Origin of the sequence: Clostridium sp. UBA1056 (genome assembly GCA_002316385.1) — a bacterium.
Taxonomy (GTDB): Bacteria; Bacillota; Clostridia; order Clostridiales; family Clostridiaceae; genus Clostridium_J.
The window spans coordinates 116,125-136,378 of record DCDL01000054.1 but is presented as its reverse complement, the minus strand read 5'-3'; the positions used below and the strand labels follow the sequence as shown (position 1 = coordinate 136,378).

General features: G+C 29.7%; 16 protein-coding genes, 1 tRNA gene and 1 riboswitch. Of the genes, 4 read left to right on the top strand and 13 right to left on the bottom strand.

The window, feature by feature from the left end:
* Positions 1 to 43: 43 nt before the first annotated feature.
* The 5 genes from B3W71_RS13815 to B3W71_RS13795 form a co-directional block, all read right to left on the bottom strand.
* Positions 44 to 580 carry a hypothetical protein gene (locus B3W71_RS13815; protein WP_346889510.1) on the bottom strand — a complete coding sequence of 179 codons (537 nt, stop codon included), beginning with the start codon at positions 578 to 580 and terminating at the stop codon, positions 44 to 46.
* A 54-nt stretch (positions 581 to 634) separates the two neighbouring features.
* The gene (locus tag B3W71_RS13810; RefSeq protein WP_346889509.1) at positions 635 to 1,309 is read right to left on the bottom strand and encodes a hydrolase; all 675 of its coding nucleotides are present in this window, start codon (positions 1,307 to 1,309) and stop codon (positions 635 to 637) included.
* A gap of 982 nt (positions 1,310 to 2,291) precedes the next feature.
* Positions 2,292 to 2,367: transfer RNA gene (locus B3W71_RS13805), tRNA-Trp, on the bottom strand.
* Between the two features lie 83 nt (positions 2,368 to 2,450).
* Positions 2,451 to 3,011, bottom strand: coding sequence for a DUF3867 domain-containing protein (locus B3W71_RS13800; protein WP_346889562.1), 561 nt, complete (start codon positions 3,009 to 3,011; stop codon positions 2,451 to 2,453).
* A 466-nt stretch (positions 3,012 to 3,477) separates the two neighbouring features.
* On the bottom strand, positions 3,478 to 4,098 hold the full coding sequence (locus B3W71_RS13795) for a CBS domain-containing protein (RefSeq protein ID WP_346889508.1): 621 nt from the start codon (positions 4,096 to 4,098) through the stop codon (positions 3,478 to 3,480).
* 349 nt (positions 4,099 to 4,447) lie between these two features.
* On the opposite strand from B3W71_RS13795, the gene tsaE reads away from it, so the two are divergent.
* The 3 genes from tsaE to rimI are packed head-to-tail and all read left to right on the top strand — an operon-like array spanning position 4,448 to position 6,049.
* Complete coding sequence (tsaE, locus tag B3W71_RS13790) at positions 4,448 to 4,906, top strand: tRNA (adenosine(37)-N6)-threonylcarbamoyltransferase complex ATPase subunit type 1 TsaE (protein WP_346889507.1); 459 nt, start codon at positions 4,448 to 4,450, stop codon at positions 4,904 to 4,906.
* Positions 4,903 to 5,610 (top strand): tRNA (adenosine(37)-N6)-threonylcarbamoyltransferase complex dimerization subunit type 1 TsaB, encoded by a 708-nt coding sequence (gene tsaB / locus B3W71_RS13785; RefSeq protein WP_346889506.1) that lies wholly within the window; start codon positions 4,903 to 4,905, stop codon positions 5,608 to 5,610. The genes tsaE and tsaB overlap by 4 nt, the downstream gene beginning before the upstream one ends.
* Positions 5,603 to 6,049 carry a ribosomal protein S18-alanine N-acetyltransferase gene (rimI, locus tag B3W71_RS13780; protein ID WP_346889505.1) on the top strand — a complete coding sequence of 149 codons (447 nt, stop codon included), beginning with the start codon at positions 5,603 to 5,605 and terminating at the stop codon, positions 6,047 to 6,049. The genes tsaB and rimI overlap by 8 nt, the downstream gene beginning before the upstream one ends.
* A gap of 117 nt (positions 6,050 to 6,166) precedes the next feature.
* Here rimI and B3W71_RS13775 read toward each other — a convergent pair whose 3' ends face one another.
* Positions 6,167 to 6,796 (bottom strand): ECF transporter S component, encoded by a 630-nt coding sequence (locus B3W71_RS13775; RefSeq protein WP_346889504.1) that lies wholly within the window; start codon positions 6,794 to 6,796, stop codon positions 6,167 to 6,169.
* Between the two features lie 201 nt (positions 6,797 to 6,997).
* A riboswitch (FMN riboswitch) is annotated at positions 6,998 to 7,111 on the bottom strand.
* Positions 7,112 to 7,247: 136 nt separating this feature from the next.
* Positions 7,248 to 9,422, bottom strand: a complete 2,175-nt coding sequence (locus B3W71_RS13770) for a Tex family protein (protein ID WP_346889503.1) — start codon at positions 9,420 to 9,422, stop codon at positions 7,248 to 7,250.
* A gap of 172 nt (positions 9,423 to 9,594) precedes the next feature.
* Between B3W71_RS13770 and B3W71_RS13765 the strand changes: the two genes are divergently transcribed.
* A complete protein-coding gene (locus B3W71_RS13765; protein WP_346889502.1) occupies positions 9,595 to 10,938 on the top strand; it encodes a M28 family metallopeptidase in 1,344 nt (447 codons plus the stop codon).
* Between the two features lie 3 nt (positions 10,939 to 10,941).
* On the opposite strand, the gene prfB is transcribed toward B3W71_RS13765, so the two are convergent.
* From prfB to B3W71_RS13735, 6 genes are all read right to left on the bottom strand, one after another.
* Positions 10,942 to 12,049, bottom strand: a protein-coding gene (gene prfB / locus B3W71_RS13760; RefSeq protein ID WP_346889501.1) for a peptide chain release factor 2 whose coding sequence is annotated in 2 segments (ribosomal slippage) — positions 10,942 to 11,970 and positions 11,972 to 12,049 — 1,107 coding nt in all. Because the reading frame shifts where the segments join, the coding sequence is not laid out codon by codon here.
* A gap of 2 nt (positions 12,050 to 12,051) precedes the next feature.
* Entirely contained in the window at positions 12,052 to 14,553 is a 2,502-nt protein-coding gene (secA, locus tag B3W71_RS13755; RefSeq protein ID WP_346889500.1) for a preprotein translocase subunit SecA, read from the bottom strand.
* Positions 14,554 to 14,806: 253 nt separating this feature from the next.
* On the bottom strand, positions 14,807 to 15,337 hold the full coding sequence (gene hpf, locus B3W71_RS13750; protein WP_346889499.1) for a ribosome hibernation-promoting factor, HPF/YfiA family: 531 nt from the start codon (positions 15,335 to 15,337) through the stop codon (positions 14,807 to 14,809).
* A 773-nt stretch (positions 15,338 to 16,110) separates the two neighbouring features.
* Positions 16,111 to 16,791: a ComF family protein gene (locus B3W71_RS13745; protein WP_346889498.1), complete on the bottom strand. Its 681-nt coding sequence runs from the start codon at positions 16,789 to 16,791 to the stop codon at positions 16,111 to 16,113.
* Entirely contained in the window at positions 16,764 to 17,786 is a 1,023-nt protein-coding gene (locus tag B3W71_RS13740; protein WP_346889497.1) for a hypothetical protein, read from the bottom strand. The genes B3W71_RS13745 and B3W71_RS13740 overlap by 28 nt, the downstream gene beginning before the upstream one ends.
* 14 nt (positions 17,787 to 17,800) lie before the next feature.
* Positions 17,801 to 20,008, bottom strand: coding sequence for an ATP-dependent RecD-like DNA helicase (locus B3W71_RS13735; protein ID WP_346889496.1), 2,208 nt, complete (start codon positions 20,006 to 20,008; stop codon positions 17,801 to 17,803).
* Positions 20,009 to 20,254 lie beyond the last annotated feature (246 nt).

The window sequence follows — 20,254 nt, the reverse complement described above, 5'->3', positions numbered from 1 at the left end:
TAAAATTTACACTTTGTAAAGTAAAATATATATATTGTAATAATTAATATTCTTTGTACTTCCCTTTAGATAGCTCTAATACTATTGATAGAATACTCTTTTCTATAACATCCAAAGTTTCTATCAAAGCATCTGTGCAAGATTCTATTTTTTCAGAGGTAGTACCGTAGTTTTCTCGATCTTTTAATTCTACGATTATTACTTCAGATAATTTAAGCACATTTTGTGCATAATCGTTTATCTTTCTATCATTAATATAACCATTAACAAATTTATAACTATTTAAGACTTCTTCAAATTCCATTATGAATTCATCTCTATAATAATTTTCTACATTTATCCAATTAGGAATTGTATTATTTTTAATTTTATCTCCAATAACTTTAAGCTTTTTATTTAGTTCAAATAGTTCCTTATAGCTTTTTATTTTGTCATTATTAATGTATATAATGCGTTCTCTTTTAGATTTTACTTTTTCTTGCTTAAGTAATATTCTCATTATTAATAGAGATATACATCCACCAACTACTGACGATATTAATGGTACTATTATCCCTAATATGAAAATCTCATTATCCATAAATAAATCACCTCAAATATAGTATCGTTTCAAATACTATATTTCTGAAGAAAGTTAATCTTCGTATCTTTTTCTATGGTTAATCATGATTTCATTTAATATTTCACTTGTACTCTGTGGTGTATATGTTATAGCATTAGCCCCAGCAGCTATAGTTTCACGTATACTTTCCTCTGTAGGTCCACCTGTAGCTATAATAGGTACATTGGGATATTTACTTCTTATATGTCTAACAATGTTAGCAGTTTCTTTTGCTCCTGATACATTAAGAATAGTTGCTCCTGCAGCTATTCTTCCATCTATATCATCATGCTCAGAAACCACAGTAACTACTATAGGTAAGTCTATAGTTTCTCTCATTCCTTGTATAACATCATTACTGATAGATGCATTAACTACCACTCCCATAGCTCCTTTAAATTCAGCATCTAAGGCTAAGTTTATTACTCTCTTACCTGTAGTAATAGCTCCACCTACTCCGCAAAATACCGGAATATCAGATGCTAATAATAATGCTTCAGTTATTCTGGGTTGAGGCGTAAAGGGATATACTGCAATAACAGCATCAGCATTAGTATTTCTTATAACTGCTACATCCGTTGAAAACACTAAAGACTTAATTCTTTTTCCAAATATAATAATTCCACTAGCATCTCTAATAACCTTAGGCAATTCAATCATATGACTTCTTAGTAAACCTTTAAACTCAGGTGGTATACGTTTTTCCATGATACTTCTCCTTTCACTACATAAAGCTATGTTTTAAAAACATAGCTTTAATCACGCCTCACATAAATAACTTTAATTTTTATATATAAATTTACAATGTGATTGATAACTTATTTTCTTAACTTACAGATTATATCACAGTCATATTATTTCCTCAATAAATTTATTTTATTATTTTTCATAAGATTATATAGTATATTATGATCTACATAAACTATATAAGGTTGTGATTTTAATTCTTAAATAATTACATTTATTCCAACTATCTATGCACAATTTAATTATAAAATAAACTTTTAAAACTTTATTTATTCTTTAATGAAAGCTAAATATTAAAAATAGCATAAAAATGGAGCAGACCTTAAGGTCTACCCCATCTCTATTATAATTTACCTATAAATCTCGACATAGCTTTCAATGTCTCATATCTATCTGAACCTGATATAAAGTTCTATCTAGTAAGTACTTGTATACATTCCTCTACTTCCGCCTACTGCAAATATCTTCTCTTGATCATAATATCTAATAATATATACATGCGCATATTATTATAACCACTGTACAGACTAACCTATGGAGTTGACTACTTAATAAAAAAATTACTACTATGTTGCTAATTTTACTATGTTTGTTAGTTAATCATATATACATACAAAATTACCTTAAAATGCTCCGTATATCTAATTATCTACGGAGCATTTTAAAATTTTAACATTTTAAAAAGTTATAAAGAAAACTATTTAAATAGTTAACACTTTAAAATGTTGCTTTTTATAGGTATTTCTCTTTAAAATTCTCAGTAAAGCATGGAATGTTAACAGTGTCATCTATAGTGTTTTTAACTAGCATAACAAGTAAGTATAGTAAATATGGTAAATATAGTAAATCTATATACTCACCTACTATCTTTTTCAATCTCTATATAAAAACATATTTAAAATAAAAAAAGTCAGTAGAATTAATAATTCTACTGACTTTTTTATGGCAGGGGCACGAGGACTTGAACCCGGAACCAACGGTTTTGGAGACCGCTACTCTACCAATTGAGCTATACCCCTTCGTTACTTGTTCATTATATTATATAATAAACATAAATGCAAGAGGTTTTCTACAAATTGTTCACCATATTCCTAAACTTATACTAATATAAATAAGTTGAAGCATTCTCGCATATCGAGATGTTTAACATCTTATTATCCACTATCTTTTTATAAGAACATAGAAATTCATTCAATTCATTATCAGTTAAATCTATTTTCCCATAACTTTTTAATATAATATTTTCATCTTGAAGAATTACTTCTATATCATTCTTGTCATTTTTAATATTATAGGAGTTTATACTTCTTACTTTTAGCTTACCTTTATACTTTTCTTGAAAACTAATCACTTTTCTAGCATCTTCATATTCATTTCCTAAATTATTTAAAGAGGTATCTATCCCTATAGATCTCATTTGATCTTCTAAGTCTTCAGTTGAAATTCCGTATCTCTCCATAACCTTCTTTTGGATATTCATAAATTTCTCTTGAGATATATTATTTTCTTTCATGTACTTAAATATTTCTCTACTCATTTCTGCCATAGTTAACTTACCTTGAGCCATGGAATAATACATGGAGTATATATAGTTTTCAAATTTATCTACATCTTTGTCTGTCGCTTTATTTTTTAATTCATTAAAATCTATTACATCACTAATTTTAATCAGCTCCTTGAATACAATATTTTATTCTATTACATTCTTTATTTTATCCTATAAGTTTTATTTTAATATCTTAACTTTTTTATTTTATTTGATATCAAACTACTATAGTAATTCTGCCATCTATAAAAATGCAGGATACTATAATATGTATATATTTCAAGTTTACATTTGGATATAAGTTATACTAAGTCTTAGTAGGGGTAAATTTCCTCTTAAACTAGATTACACTTAATATGATAATAGGCTTACTCAAAATATGGCCATCATTTAATGATTGATTATAAATATAAGTTAAGATAAAAGCTCATAAAGTCAAGAAATATGTTTATAAACTAGTATATTATAAAAGTATTCAAATTACTACTATATTGATTATGGATTTAAAATATATTAATTCTTTATTAATATATGATTATGTACTGTTGAGTATGCAGTTTATTCTGCATACTCAACTATAGTCTTATTGTATTTTAAAACCAGCCTCTTTTACCTTATTAAGTATTTCGTCCATATTATCAGTATTTAATCTTATTACTATTTCTTTCACTTCTGTTAAACTCTTAGGATCAACAACTACAAAGCTTATTATTTGTCCCTTATTTTCAGTAATTATTCTTGATAATTTAGATATTTGTCCAGGTATATCATAAGCAATTACAGCTAAACGTTTACCTTTATTTAATCCAAATAATTCTGTAAATTGGTGAAATATAGCATGATGTGTTACTATTCCCTGCATTTCTCCATTCTTATTTATAACTGGCACAAAAGAAACGCTTTTAGTTTCTAGGAAGTGTGCTGCCTCTTCTATTTCATTAAACGGAGTTATTGCTGGTACATCTGTTCTCATTACATTTTCAACTAAAAAATCTGATAGTAGACATTGTCTCTCTATAGATTTTTCATAGTAATATGTGTATATTTGTTCTTTTGAAATTGCTCCACAGAATTTGTTCCCTTCTACTACTGGTATGGATAAAAATTTATTTTCTTCCATTACCTTAAGAGCTTCTCCTATGGTTACCCTTGGTGTTACAGTTGTTAATTTTTCTCTAGATAACATCAAATTACTTACAAACATAATTTATCCTCCTCTACTTATTTGTTATTCTATATTATACCTTATTTTAGTATACTAATGTTAGTACTTTGATATATTTCCTTATCAATATATTAAGTATATTTTCTTACTAAATTATTTATTCCTAATACATAACCAATATATAATACGTGAAATATGTAGATTTGTTTACTCAAATATAAGTTTAATTTGTAAAAACATAATAAATCATTTTAAAAGTACTTTAATGCTACAGGCTGAAAAAACATTAATCTAATTATTATAAATTTATTTTCATAATGAAAAGTAATTTTACTATTTGCTTTTCATTTTTTTTCTTTTGGGCTAAAATATTAATGAGGTGAATCATATGGAATTTATAGTTAGTAATATTGATGAATTAGATTCCCTAGGCATACAACTAGGAAAAATGTGTAAAGAAAATGATATTCTATGCCTTATAGGTGATCTTGGTACTGGTAAGACTCATCTTACTAAAGGGATTGCAAAAGGTCTTGGAATAAATGAATGTATAACCAGCCCTACCTTTACAATTGTTAATGAATATGAAGGCAGATTAAAGTTATATCATTTTGATGTATATAGAGTAAATGATCCCGATGAAATTGCTGCCATTGGCTTTGATGAATATATATTTGGAAATGGAGTTAGTGTAATTGAATGGGCTAACTATATCGAAGAATTAATACCTGAAGAAAGTTTAACTATAAATATAGCTAAACTTCCGGATTTAGGTGAAACTTATAGAAAGATTACTCTTTCTTATACTAACAATAGATATGATTATATAAAGGAGTTGAAGCTATGAAGATTTTGTCCCTAGATTCTGCAACAGAGTGTGCAACTGTAGCTATTATTGATAATGATAAGATTTTAGGAGAAACTATCGTAAATTACAAGAAGCAGCACTCTGTAATTATGATGCCTATGATAGATAATCTTTTAAAAAGCTGTAGTCTATCTGTGTCTGATATAGATGGCTTTGTAGTTTCCAGTGGTCCAGGTTCTTTCACTGGTCTTAGAATTGGTATGTCTACTATAAAGGGTCTTGTGCAAGCCACTAAAAAACCTTTTGTAACTATAAACTCTCTAGATGGTCTTGCAAATAACTTATTCAATACACAAGGTATTATTTGTCCTATAATCGATGCTTTAAGGGGTAATGTATATACTAATTTTTATAGATTTAAAAATAATAGTCTAGTAGCTTTAAATGAGCCACAATTATTATCAATGGAAGAAGTGATAAAAAAGTGTAGTGACTTTAATGAACCTATTACCTTCATAGGTGATGGTACATTAAAATTTAAGGATAGTATACTAAATTCCTTAACAAAAGCTTTCATAGCGCCTAGTCATCTTAATGTTACAAAAGCCTCTTCCATAGGATATTTGGGATATCTGAGATTAGCAAATAGCGAGGGTGATAATGTACTTAACAGCTCTCCTTTATATCTTAGACTGTGCCAAGCAGAACGTGAGTATGAAGAAAAGGTAAAAAATCATGACTGATGTAACTGTTGAAAGAATGAACTCATTTAATATACTAGGTGTTAAAGAAATTTCTGACCTATGCTTTTCAAGTCCTTGGTCCTTACTTTCTATGGAAAAAGAACTGATTAATAAAAATGCTATTTATATAGTTGTAAAATTAGGTAGTAAGGTTGTAGCCTTCGGTGGAATGTGGATTATATTTGATGAAGGTCATATAACTAATATAGCAGTTCATCCTGATTTTAGAAGAAATAACTTCGGAGATATTGTTGTAGAAAATCTTATTAAAATTGCTAAGGATAAAAATATGGCTTCTCTGACTCTAGAGGTTAGATCATCCAATATAGCTGCCATAAACCTTTATAAAAAACACAATTTCTCCGTGGAAGGTATTAGAAAAAATTACTATCAGAGTCCAAGAGAAGATGGATATATTATGTGGAATCATAATATATAGGTTATATAATTTTAAATGAAAAGACGATAGGAGAAAGTTTTTACTATTTCTCTTATCGTCTTTATTAATTACTTTTTATAGTTTGATTTTTTCAATGGATGGGCTTCTCCATTTTTATCAAGCACCCTTTTTTATAGCTTGCTCTGCTAAAATATTTTCTCTACTTATTAATGGTGATATTCTTTTATAAGATACAAAGGTTATAAGTGATACTATTGCTCCCTTTATTATATTAAAAGGGGTTATTCCTAAAACAATTATGCCTACAAGACTTCCAATATTGGAATTGCCTTCAGCAGAAAAACCTATAACGTTACTCATACCTCCCATTATTGTAGCGTATAATGGTATTAATATATAATAATTAAATAATGCTCCTACTATAGTCATGACTATAGTTCCTATAATTAGTCCTATAATTGCATTCTTTTTAGTTTTGTTTTTATGATAAATATATGATGCTACGAATACAAAGGAACCTCCAACTAAAAAGTTAGCAAATTCTCCAACTCCACCTGTATAACTACCATGAAACACTAGGTTTAATATTACCTTTCCACCTTCTATAATCACCCCTGCTACTGGTCCTAATGCAAAACCACCTATAAGTGCAGGCAAATCACTAAAATCAAGTTTTAGAAATGGTGGAAATCCTGGTATAGGAAACTCAAATAGCATTAATATAAACGCCATTGCCACTAATAAAGAGATTTTTACTAGTCTGTTTACATTTTTAGATGTCTTCATTATTATTAATACCCCCTAAATTTACTGCAAACTTCATAGGGTGAATTTATAGTACCCTAATACTTTAAGATTTGTTTATGTATTATACTAGTTACAATAAGACTATTTATTAAGCTTCATTGTTAAATATACTACTTATAACAAAACTAAAAAGCCCTGATTGAAAATCAGGGCTAAAACAAGCATAATTAAAATACTATATACCTACTTCTTTCATCCAGACTATACTGTCGGCTTCGGAGTTTCACCGAATCAGCCTTTCGGCTCGCGGGCTTTACCGCCGGTGGGGAATTACGCCCCGCCCTGAAGTGCATTATTAACTTTTACTACATAATAATTTTACCATTAAAATTATTACATTACAATATATTTCTTAAGGTTACCATAAAATTCAGATATTTTTTTAACAAATTTCTTAATCTAAATTTCACTTAACTTTCTAGGAACTATTTTATTTTAATTCTGCATCTTTTTTCATTGATAAAGATATTCTATTTCTCTTTTCATCTATATCTATTACTGTAACTTCTACTACATCTCCTAGTTTAACTACATCAAGTGGATGCTTAACAAATCTATCACTTAATTGACTCTTATGAACAAGACCATCTTGATGTACTCCAATATCTACAAAGGCACCAAAATCTGATACATTTCTAACTGTTCCTAATAGCTTCATTCCCTTTTTAAGCTGTGATAATTCCATAACTCCAGTCTTAAATATTGGTTTTGGCATTTCTTCTCTAGGGTCTCTTCCCGGTTTTTTCAGCTCCTTTATAATATCTAAAAGCGTTGGCTCACCTATACTTAGCTCTTTAGCTAAATTAGCTACACCCACAGCTTTAACTTTCTCCTCTATATCTTTTATAGTTTTATTAATTAAATCTTTATCATCATATTCTAAAATAGTCATAAGCTTTTTACAAGCTTCATAACTCTCTGGGTGTACAGAAGTGCCGTCTAAAGGCTCCTTACTGTTATCTACTCTTAAGAATCCCGCACATTGCTCATAAGCTTTATTTCCTAATCTCTTTACCTTTAGAAGCTCTTTTCTTGATTTAAACTTTCCTGTTTCATCTCTATAGGCAACTATATTTTGTGCTATAGTAGAATTTATTCCAGATATATAAGATAAAAGAGATGGTGTTGCTGTATTTAAATCTACTCCTACATTATTAACACAGTCCTCAACTATGTTCTTTAATGATTCATCTAATCTTTTAACAGTAACATCATGCTGATATTGTCCTACACCTATAGATTTAGGATCTATTTTTACTAATTCAGCAAGAGGATCTTGAAGTCTTCTTCCTATGGATATGGCCCCTCTTACTGTAACATCTAAATCTGGATATTCCTTTGTAGCAAGTTCAGATGCAGAATAGACTGATGCTCCTGCTTCAGACACTATTACATAGTATATATCTTTATCTGTTTCTTTCTTTATCTGTGCTATAATTTCGCCCAATACTTCTTCTGATTCTCTACAAGCAGTACCATTTCCAAGAGAAACTACATCCACATTATGCTTTATCATCATCTTCTTTAATATCTCTTTAGCCTCTTTAACCTTAGCTTCACTTGCAGCCGTAGCATGAACAGTAACATATTCTAAAAATTTTCCTGTATCATCAAGGATAGCTACTTTACATCCTGTTCTAAATCCAGGGTCAAATCCCATTACCGTTTTTCCTTTTATAGGTGGGGACATAAGCAGAGCTTTAAGATTCTCTTTAAATATTTTTATAGCTCCATCTTCCCCTTTTTCCGTAAGCATATTACGTACTTCTCTCTCAATAGATGGATATATTAATCTCTTTATTGAGTCATCTATACTCATATCAATATATTCATTACACTTTATATTATCAGTATTCATTGATCTACTTATATAATTCTTTATTCTATCTACATCACAAGTAATCTTAACTGCCAGAACTTTTTCATTTTCTCCTCTATTTATAGCAAGTATTCTATGAGAAGGTATGAATTTTACTTTTTCACTGTACTCATAATACATTTCATATTGAGTTCTTTCTTCACTGCTTCCTTTAGTTTCTATAACTCCATTATTTACTACATAATCTCTTATCCATTTTCTAAACTGAGCATTGTCACTTATTTTTTCACTGATAATATCCAGAGCTCCTTGAAGGGCTTCTTCTATAGAGCCTACACCTTTATCTTCACTTACAAATTCATTGGCATAATCCTCAACATACTTCTCTCCTCCAGCAGATAATATATATTCACTTAGAGGCACTAACCCTTTCTCTGTAGCTATTATGGCTCTAGTTCTTTTTTTAGGCTTAAATGGTCTATAGATATCCTCTACCTCTGTTAAAGTTTCAGCTTTGTCTAAAGATATTTTAATTTCATCTGTTAACTTCCCTTGTTCATCTATTAATCTAACAACATCTTCTTTTCTAGCTTGGAGATTTCTTAGATATGTAAGTCTTTCTGAAAATTTTCTTAGAATTACATCATCAAGACCTCCTGTTTTCTCTTTTCTATATCTAGCTATAAAAGGTACTGTATTTCCCTCATCTAATAATTCTATTACGTCTTCTACCTGAGACTTGCTCATAGGAAATTCTTTAAGTAATTTCTCATTTATAATTGACATCTTTTCTCCTCCTGATTGTTACTAATGCATCTGAAAATAAATAATAAGNNNTATTTTTTGAAGATGCCTAAGCATCGTATTCTTTAATTTTATCACAACCTAAGCAAAATATATCATAACCTAAAAATATTGTTCATATAAATAGTAATGTAGTAATATTTAAGGTGATGTCATGAAAAAATTTATAGTCTCTTATCTGCTAACTTTTTCTCTAATTGTTTCTTCTATAAGTTATAGCAGTTTTGTAATGACTAAAAACTTCAGTACTGAGGAAGTAAAAGAAACTATCCAATATCTATCTTCTGATAAGTTTAAAGGCCGACTAAGTGGGACCTTAGAAAATGCTTTAGTTGCTTCCTATATAAAAGATGAGTTTGAAGACATAGGCCTAAACCCCCTAAGTAATAGCTATTACCAAAGCTTTCAAGTGAATTATCCTAAGAGTTTATCAGATGAACCTATGATTGCAGTTATCGGCAAAGATAGAAAAATACATAAGACTTTAGAGTATGGTGTAAATTACAAAGAAGATTTGCTTAACTTTAAAAATACAGAAATAGAATTTAATGATTCAGACATCTCATCTAGAAATAATGATGCCATATCAGTTTCTAATGATATGGGAACCGCAATCTTTTATACTTCATCTAATAACACTCTTAGTTTTAGAAGCTCTTTTTATAATGAAAGCAATAAAGGTCTCTTTGTTACGGTAACAAAAGAAACTCTTGCAGATATAGAAAATTATTTGAAGGAAGGCTTCTCAATCTACACCTATATTCCTTATTCCGTAGAAGAAACAACTATTAATAATGTAGTAGGTATGATTAAAGGTAGGGATTCAACTCTTCCACCTTTAGTTTTAGGTGCGCACTTCGATCACATAGGTACCGATCTAGGTGGAACTGTTTATAATGGTGCCCTAGACAATGCTTCTGGAACGTCCTTTCTTTTACATCTTGCCAGATATATAAAAACCTTAGGAGTTCCTGATAGAGATATAATCTTTGTTGCATTTAATGCAGAAGAATTTGGACTTAAGGGCTCTAAAGCCTTTGTGGATGAATATAAAGATTTGTTATCTGGAAGTAGAGTCTACAATTTCGATATGATTGGAAGCTATGATGGTACCCCTCTTTGCATTATGGCTGGTAAAACTAACACTGTTAAAACTCCTATAGTAGAAGAATTAACTACAGTGTTCCAAAATGAAAAAATATATTTTAATTATCTTTTTGAAAATTCTAGTGACCATGGGTCCTTTGTAGATGCTGGAATCGAAGCTGTAACCCTTTGCGACTATGATACTTCTAGAATCCATACTCCAAATGATAAAATAGAATATATTAGTGAAGCTGCAATTGAAAGATGTTTCAGCGTTGTGAAACATCAAATATTTAAAGATGGCTATTCTAACAATGTGATACTCAATCATTTAGCGTTAATGCTAGTTTCATCCTTAATTGCTTCTATAATTTTAAGTCTTATTTATTACAATGTAAAAAAGAGTAGTTAAAAACTACTCTTTTATTTGTTTTAAATATTCATTTATAAACATATCTATATTTCCGTCCATCACTGAACCTACATTGGCAGTTTCAGCTCCAGTCCTATGATCCTTTACTAAGTTATAAGGATGGAATACATAAGATCTTATTTGACTTCCCCAAGCATTATCTTTTACTTCGCCTGTTATATCTTCAATTTTATCCTTATGTTCACGGATTTTAATATCTATAAGCTTAGCTTTCAGCATTTTTAAAGCATATTCTTTATTAGTATGCTGACTTCTTTCATTTTGACATTGAACTATAATATTAGTAGGTATGTGAGTTATTCTTACTGCAGAATCAGTAGTGTTAACATGTTGTCCACCTGAACCACTAGATCTATAGGTATCTATTTTTAAGTCCTCTGATCTAATCTCTATATCTTGATTATCAGTAAGCTCTGGTAAGACTTCACATCCAGCAAAGGATGTTTGCCTCTTTCCACTAGAGTTATATGGTGATATTCTAACTAATCTATGAACACCCTTTTCTGATTTTAGATATCCATAAGCAAAGTCACCAGTAACTTTAATAGTAACTGCCTTTATTCCAGCTTCATCATCAGATACGTAGTTTAAAACTGTAACTTTGAACCCATGGTCCTCACACCATCTAGTATACATCCTATATAGCATATTGGTCCAATCTTGAGCATCGTTACCTCCAGCTCCTGTATGAAGCTCTAGTATAGCATTATTTCTATCATATTCTCCACTTAAAAGAGTTTCTATATTAAGATTTTCTATCTCTTCATCTATAACCTTTAACTCACTTTTTATATCCTTGTAAGAGGAGGAATCCTCCTCCTCCAAACTCATTTCTATTAATATTTGAACTTCTTCTGTCCTAATCTCTAAATTATGAAAATTATCTAACTTATCCTTTATAGATTTGGCACTTTGAGTAATTTCTTGTGCCTTATTTATATCACTCCAAAAATCCACTTCTTGCATCTTAAATTCAAGTTCTGATAATTTCTTTTCTTCTGCTGCTATGTCAAAGAGACACCTTCAATTCTTGTAATCTTTCATTTATGACATTCACTTGATTTAAGCATTCTTCTAACTGTAATATCACTTTTACTCTCCTCTTCCACAACAGTTCTTATATTTATATCCTGATCCACATGGGCATTGGTCATTTCTATTTGGCTTAGCTTTTTTCTTTACTGGTTCCTTCTTTAAAGAATTATCTTCATTAGTTGAAGTTATTTCAGCTACTCTTTCTCTTTCTGGAGCCTTTTCAACTTTAACATGGAATAGATATTTAACTGTTTCATGCTTGATGTTCTCAATCATCTCTGCAAACATTTCGCTACCTTCCATTTGATATGCTTGGGCTGGATCTTGTTGCTTATATGCTCTAAGTCCTATACCTTGTTTTAAGTGATCCATACTATCAATATGATCCATCCACTTAGAATCAACTATCTTAAGTAGGATAACTCTTTCGATTTCTCTCATTTGCTCTTCGCCAAACTCAACTTCTTTTTCATCATATAATTTTGTTGCTTTATCTAATAATAAACCTATAATTTCATCATTAGATAACTTAGAAATTGCTTCTGTAGTTACTTCTCCCTTAGGTAGATATATATCTTCCATGTATTTTATTAATTTGTTTATTTCATCATCGAAAGTATCATCTACACCACTAATATGACTTACAACTGAGCTTTCTATAACATCCTTTATCATAACTTGAATTTGGTCTTTTATATTAGCTCCCATAAGCACTTCTTGTCTTTGTTTGTAGATAATTTCTCTTTGCTTATTCATTACGTCGTCATATTTAACAACATTCTTTCTTACATCAAAGTTATTTCCTTCAACTTTTTTTTGTGCACTCTCTATAGCACCACTAACCATTTTACTTTCAATAGCATCATCTTCTTGAAGACCTAATTTATCAATCATACCTCCAAGTCTTTCTGAGCCAAATATTCTCATTAAGTCATCCTCAAGAGAAATGTAGAATCTAGATTCACCTGGGTCTCCTTGACGACCAGCACGACCTCTTAACTGATTATCTATACGTCTTGATTCATGTCTTTCTGTACCTAGTATTTTTAATCCTCCAAGGTCTACTACACCTTCTCCAAGTTTGATATCTGTACCTCTACCAGCCATATTCGTTGCAATAGTTACAGCACCCTTTTGTCCTGCTAATGCTATAATCTCTGCTTCTCTTTCATGGTACTTAGCGTTTAATACTTGGTGCGGAATACCTTTCTTCTTAAGCATGCCTGAAATTACCTCAGACTTATCTATACTAACTGTACCAACTAGAACTGGTTGACCTTTCTCATAAGTCTCTACTATTTCATCTACTAAACACTTATATTTCCCTTTAATAGTTTTATAAACTACATCCGGATTGTCTTGTCTTGCTATTGGCATATGAGTTGGTATTACTATTACGTCAAGACCATAAATTTCTCTAAATTCAGCTTCTTCAGTCTCAGCAGTACCAGTCATACCTGCAAGTTTAGAGTACATTCTAAAATAGTTTTGGAATGTTATAGTTGCAAGAGTCTTAGATTCTTTTTCAACCTTTACACCCTCTTTTGCTTCAATAGCTTGGTGTAATCCATCACTATATCTTCTACCTTCCATAAGTCTTCCTGTGAAGTCATCAACAATGATTACTTCACCATCTTTTACTATATAGTCCTTTTCATTTTTCATTATATGATTTGCTTTTAATGCCTGAACTAAATGGTGTTGAATATCCATATTTTCAGGATCTGCATAGTTTTCTAAATGGAAATATTTCTCTGTCTTTGCTATACCTTCATCAGTAAGTATAACTGAATTTTTCTTTTCATCTATTAAATAATCTTCTTCTAATAATCCCTTAACGAAGAAGTCTGCAATTCTATAGAAATCAGTAGATTTATCTCCTTGACCTGATATGATAAGCGGAGTTCTAGCTTCATCTACAAGTATTGAGTCAACCTCATCCACGATAACATAATTCAAGTCTCTTTGAACTTTTTCTTCTTTATAAACTACCATGTTATCTCTTAGGTAATCGAATCCGAACTCATTATTAGTACCATAAGTAATATCACAGTTATACATTTGTTGTTTTTCTATTTGAGTTTGACCATGAATTATAACTCCTACTGTAAGTCCTAAGAACTCATGAATCCTTCCCATTTCATCTCTGTCTCTTTTAGCAAGATAGTCGTTAACTGTAATTATGTGTACACCTTTGCCTGCTAATGCATTTAAATAAGATGGAAGAGTAGCAACTAAAGTTTTTCCTTCTCCTGTTCTCATCTCTGCAATTCTACCTTGGTGTAATACAGCTCCACCAATTATCTGAACATCATAATGTCTAAGACCAAGAACTCTTTTAGATGCTTCTCTAACTACCGCAAAAGCTTCTGGAAGAATGTCATCTAAAGTCTCGCCTTTTTTTAGCCTTCCTTTAAATTCTTCAGTTTTTTCTCTTAATCCTTCATCGCTTAATTTCTCTACACTCGCTTCAAGAGAATTAACCTTTTTAACTATTGGCATAATTCTTTTTATTTCTCTTTCACTGTAGGTACCAAATATCTTATTAAATATTTTCATCTAATATCATCCTCACTCTTTCTATCTAAGGTTTATTAACTACAATCATCGCATAAATACTAATTAAGATTATATCAGTTATTCTTTGTCACTTCAACTTTATACCTATAGTTTTATCCAAATTAAGTAAATTATCATCCTAATTTAACATAGAATTAATAATTCCTATAGTAATAAAAAACTCTATAGCGACTGCTATAGAGTTTTCCCTTAATATATTAAATATATTTTAATTTTTATTCCTAAATCAACCTTAGAAATCTTGCTCAATTAGACCATAATTTCCATCTTTTCTTTTATAAACAACATTCACTTCATCTGTGTCTCCGTTCATAAATACGTAGAAGTCATGTCCTAAAAGTTCCATTTGTAATACCGCTTCTTCTTGATTCATAGGTTTTATAGCAAATCTTTTAGTTTTCACTATTTTAGGTTCATTGCTCTCATCATAACCATCATAATGCTCTATGTTATTAAATCTTAAAGAATTATCATAATGTCTTCTTTCAAGCTTAGTTTTTTGTTTTCTAATTTGACCTTCAAGCTTATCTATTACTGTATCAATTGCACTGTACATGTCTCCATTTTTTACTTCTGCTCTTAGTAATGTACTATTAAATGGAATTATTACTTCTATTTTGTGTATATTCTTCTCTACACTTAGTGTAACTGTGGCATTAAGATCATTGATAAAGAATTTATCTAGTTTTGATAATTTCTTTTCAACTGCCGCCTTTAGCCCTTCAGTAGCTTCAATATTTCTTCCTATAACTCTAACTTTCATAATTCCAGCTCCCTTCATATTAAAAAGGATTGTTCTAGTTCCTTTTAATATTTGTATTTTGTAATTACATTTTAAACTTTAATATGACTACTTGCAAGAAAGCTTTATTTAATATTCTGAAAAGTTTTCTTTTTAACCTTTACTAGCTTTCTTTTCCTTTTCTCTACGACTTATATTGCCTTTATATAGTATATGAAATTTTTTATAAGATATGATATAATAAAATTACATGTGCTGGATATCATATATTAAAAATACAGTTCTATATATCATTTCTTAATAAAAACTAAAATCTCATTTTATATCTAATGTGGTAACTTATAGTTTAAGGCATCTTCAAAAAATAAGTAAGTCAGAATGCTCGTCTATTTTGTGCTATCCGATGACTACCAGCTCTAATACTCAAAGTGGGAGTAAAGAGCTGCTACGTCCCTGGATAACGATTTCTAACCTTCAGAGGTATAAAAACCCCTCTGAAGCAAAGNNACTTATTATTTATTTTCAGATGACTAAATAAAAAATAGCAGCCTATAAAAGACTGCTAACTAGTACCGCTAAGGTACTTTATGTCGGTTGACCTGGTCTTTGACCCCACACTCGCCTACTGGAGCTTTTGCTACCCAGAATTACCCTCTCACTACTAACCCTCTCGCATTTATGCGGTAGGACTTACCTCTAAGCCGCACCATGCTCATTAAACATTTTATTTAACTTACGTGGATCGTTTCGCCTGCGACTGGCATCGACTTTCAACCACAAACCCGACTCTTATATTATACTCTACTTTTTGCCACTGTCAATATAAAAACTTCTTTTGCATTTATTTCCTTAATAGCTTTTGCTGCATAAAAAGCCGTAGCTCCAGAAGTGATTACGTCATCTATAATAAGCACTCTCTTTCCTTCTATTTCTTTTCTATTTTTACTCGTAAAAGAGCCCTTTATATTCTCCCACCTCTTTATGTTATCTAATCCAATTTGATCTACACTATTATTTATTTTATAAAGCAAGTTTTTATAAGGTATATTGCACTTTTTGCTTATATATTTGCATAGAACTTCACATTGATTAAATCCTCTGTTTTTTAAAGAAATTTTACTACTTGGAATAAAAGTTAATATATCTACTTTATCCATTAAATATTCTAATATAAAATCACTCATATAGTTTGATAAAATTTTTCCTGCTAAAAAATTTTTATTATATTTAAATTTTAAAATTAATTTCTTTAATCCATAAGCGTAGAATCCTAAAGAATAACTTTTAAATTCTTCATCTTCATGGATTATTGAGGATTCTATATTAATTATATTAATATCATTTTTGCACTTTGCACAAAGATAATCTTGCTCTTCATATTCTTCGCAGATTATACATTTATCCTCTATACCATATATAGTAGATAATATACTATCTACTATTTGTTTTATAATTTCAAAACTCCTTCTTCCCAAGCTCTTTTATTTAACTCCCTTAAAATATTTTTACATTTATCCATATGCTCTGTTTCATTATTACAAAGAAAAATAACCTCTTCTCTTTCTTCTATAGATCTTCTATTTACCTTACTAGATATATATATTAAATCCTTATAATTAAAATTATGATGATCTGAAAAAAATATCATAATATTTAAAGGATGTATTCCAGAATAGTTCTCATTAAAATCATCAGTAACTAATATACCATATTCTGATAGTAAAAATTTAGATAGTTCCTTCTTATTATCATTACCTACTATATTCTTAAAAATATTCTTCGTAAGCCTATCCTCTAAATTGCAAAGATATTTATATACATTATTAGCTTTCTTATCATTAGGTGCATATATTATAACTTTCTTATTTGTATTTATTGACCACTTTAGGTATTCATATACCCCCATAGGTATTTCTTCTTCTATATTCATTCTAGTTACTATAACTCTGGGCTCAGCAATTGGAACTTGTTTATCTTTTCTTAAATTATACAATGTAATCCCCTTAGTAAAAATAGGCTCTATTGAATAACTAATCATAGTTCCATAGTTGCTACAAGCATAATTCATAAGTTTTTTTATTGCTTCCTTACTATACCTAGGTCTAGAGTTTATCTCATCATATATTACAAAGTCAAACTTTTCCTTTAAGTATAAGGCTCTATTATGCGTACATATATTAACTTTATCTATATATGTCATTGCCTCTTCATCCTTAATACAATTTATAAGATTCTTATCTATCGTCCCTAATATATCCATCTCTTCTATATCTATATTTATTATATATAATATCTTTTTATGTTCTTCGAAGCACCATTTAAATACCTTATTAAAAATTTGTTCTTTATTATTTAAAGCAGCTATTATATTTATTTTATGTAATTTCTGCTTAGCTTCATCTAATATCCTATCTTCTATAGGTTTCTTTGATACCTTCACTACCTCTCTATTAATTTTTATTAATGACATAAAATCTCTCCTACCTACATATAAATTATCTGTCTTATCCTCCATTTAAGTCCTGAATATCTCTCAAAACTTCGGTTGTTATCTTTCATAAATTCAACTACTTTAGAGCTTCCTACTAATACAACCAGTTTCTTTGCTCTTGTTATTCCTGTATAAAGCAAATTTCTATTCATAAGCAATGGTGGTCCCATAAACATAGGCATAATAACTACTGGAAATTCGCTTCCTTGACTCTTATGAATAGTAACTGCATATGCTAGAGTTATTTCATCTAAATCACTTTCTTCATATTCTACAATTTTATCATCTTCAAAGCATACAGTAATTTTATCTTCATCTTCATTAATTTCTGTTATATATCCCACATCTCCATTAAATACACCCTTACCTTCTTCGCTAGAATTATTTTTATTCCATTTTAGAGTATAGTTATTTTTAATTTGCATAACCTTATCCCCTACTCTAAAAATCATATCTTTAACCTCTACTTCATCCTTATCGTTACTCTTAGGATTCAATACTTGCTGAAGTTGTGTATTTAAATTATCTATTCCCATAATCCCTTTGCGCATAGGTGATAATACTTGTATGTCCTTAATACTATTCCAGCTCTTATTAAATTTAGGAAGCCTAGTTTTCACCAATCCAATAATTTTCTCTAGCATTACTTCACTCTCCGTAGCTCTTTCGAGATAGAAATCGCTATTCTTTATATTTAAAATAGGCATTTTCCCTTCATTTATTAAGTGGGCATTTTGGACTATCATGCTTTCTTGACCTTGTCTAAATATTTCGTTAAGTCTTACTACTTTTACAGCTTCACTTTCTATAATATCTCTAAGTACATTTCCTGGTCCTACTGATGGTAACTGATCTACATCTCCAACAATTATTAATCTAGTACCTATCTGCATGGCCTTTAAAAGAGCATTCATAAGACTTATATCTATCATAGATGCTTCATCCACTATTAAAACATCACATTCTATGGAAGATGTTTCATTTTCTATTTCATCTACCTCTTCTTCGCTATAGCTTCCTATTTCTAAAAGTCTATGAATAGTTTTTGCTTCTCTACCTGTAGCTTCAGCCATTCTCTTCGCTGCTCTACCTGTAGGTGCAGCCATATATACCTTCAATCCTAGACCTTCAAAAATACTTACAATACAATTAATGATGGTGGTTTTTCCCGTTCCAGGTCCTCCTGTTATAACTTCTATACCGTTTAAAAAAGCACCTTCTACAGCTTCCTTTTGAGAATTCGCTAGTTTAATATTTGCCTCACCTTCGAACTCTTTAATTTCCTTATCTATATTTAAGTTTAATTTATCATATTTAGTAGTAGCTAATTCTATTATTTTACGTGTTACAGACATTTCTAAATAAAGATAGGATATATTATATATGGCATCCATATTATCTACTACCTCTCCCTTAATCTTCCCATCCATTATTAGTTCGTAAATACCTTCATCTACTTTTTCATTGCTTATTCCCAGAAGCTTCATTGATTTCTCTGTTAATCTCTCTATTGGTATGAAAGTATTTCCTACAGCACAAAATTCATTAATTATATATATAACTCCACTCTTAATTCTAAACAAAGAATCCTTTTCTATACCTAAGCTCTTAGCAATAGAATCAGCCGTTCTAAATCCAATTCCATTTATGTATTCTGTTAGTATGTATGGATTATCTTTAACTATATTTACACAGTTAACACCAAACTTTTTATAAATTTTCATAGCCATATTAACAGTTATTCCATAGCTTTGAAAGAAAATTATAATATCTTTAGTAACTCTTTGCTCCAAATAAGATTTAGTAATAGTATCTATTCTTTTTTTACCTATACCGGGAATTTCCTCAAGTCTCTCAATGTTTTTATCTAATACTTTTATTGTATCTTCTCCAAAATACTCTACTATCTTTTTCGCTGTAATCTTACCTACTCCTTCAATTATTCCACTAGCTAAATACTTTTCGATACCACTAGTAGTTGTAGGTATTATTTCATGTATAGTTTCTATCTTAAACTGCTTACCAAACTTAGTATGAACAGTCCACTCTCCTTGGACACTATATTCTTGTGATTCATTTATGAATGGTATTATCCCAACAATGGTCACAACTTCTTTCTCACACCTAAGCTTGCATATTGTATATCCATTATCCTCATTTCTAAATACAATGGCTTCAGCTACCCCTTCAATGGTTATCATAAAATCTCTCCTAATACCTATTATTATCTATATATAAATATTATTATACCAAATTAAATCTTATATATATTAACAATATAATAAAATATAGTAACTTGATGCAGTTTTAAAATAAAAATAATTGCGCTTACTAATTTTAAAATCTTGTGCATTTAAATTTCAATTTTCAAAAAGGAGCTTTCGCAAAATATATTACTAATCTTATATAAAATATTGAAGATACATTTTAATATTATTGTTAGCGAA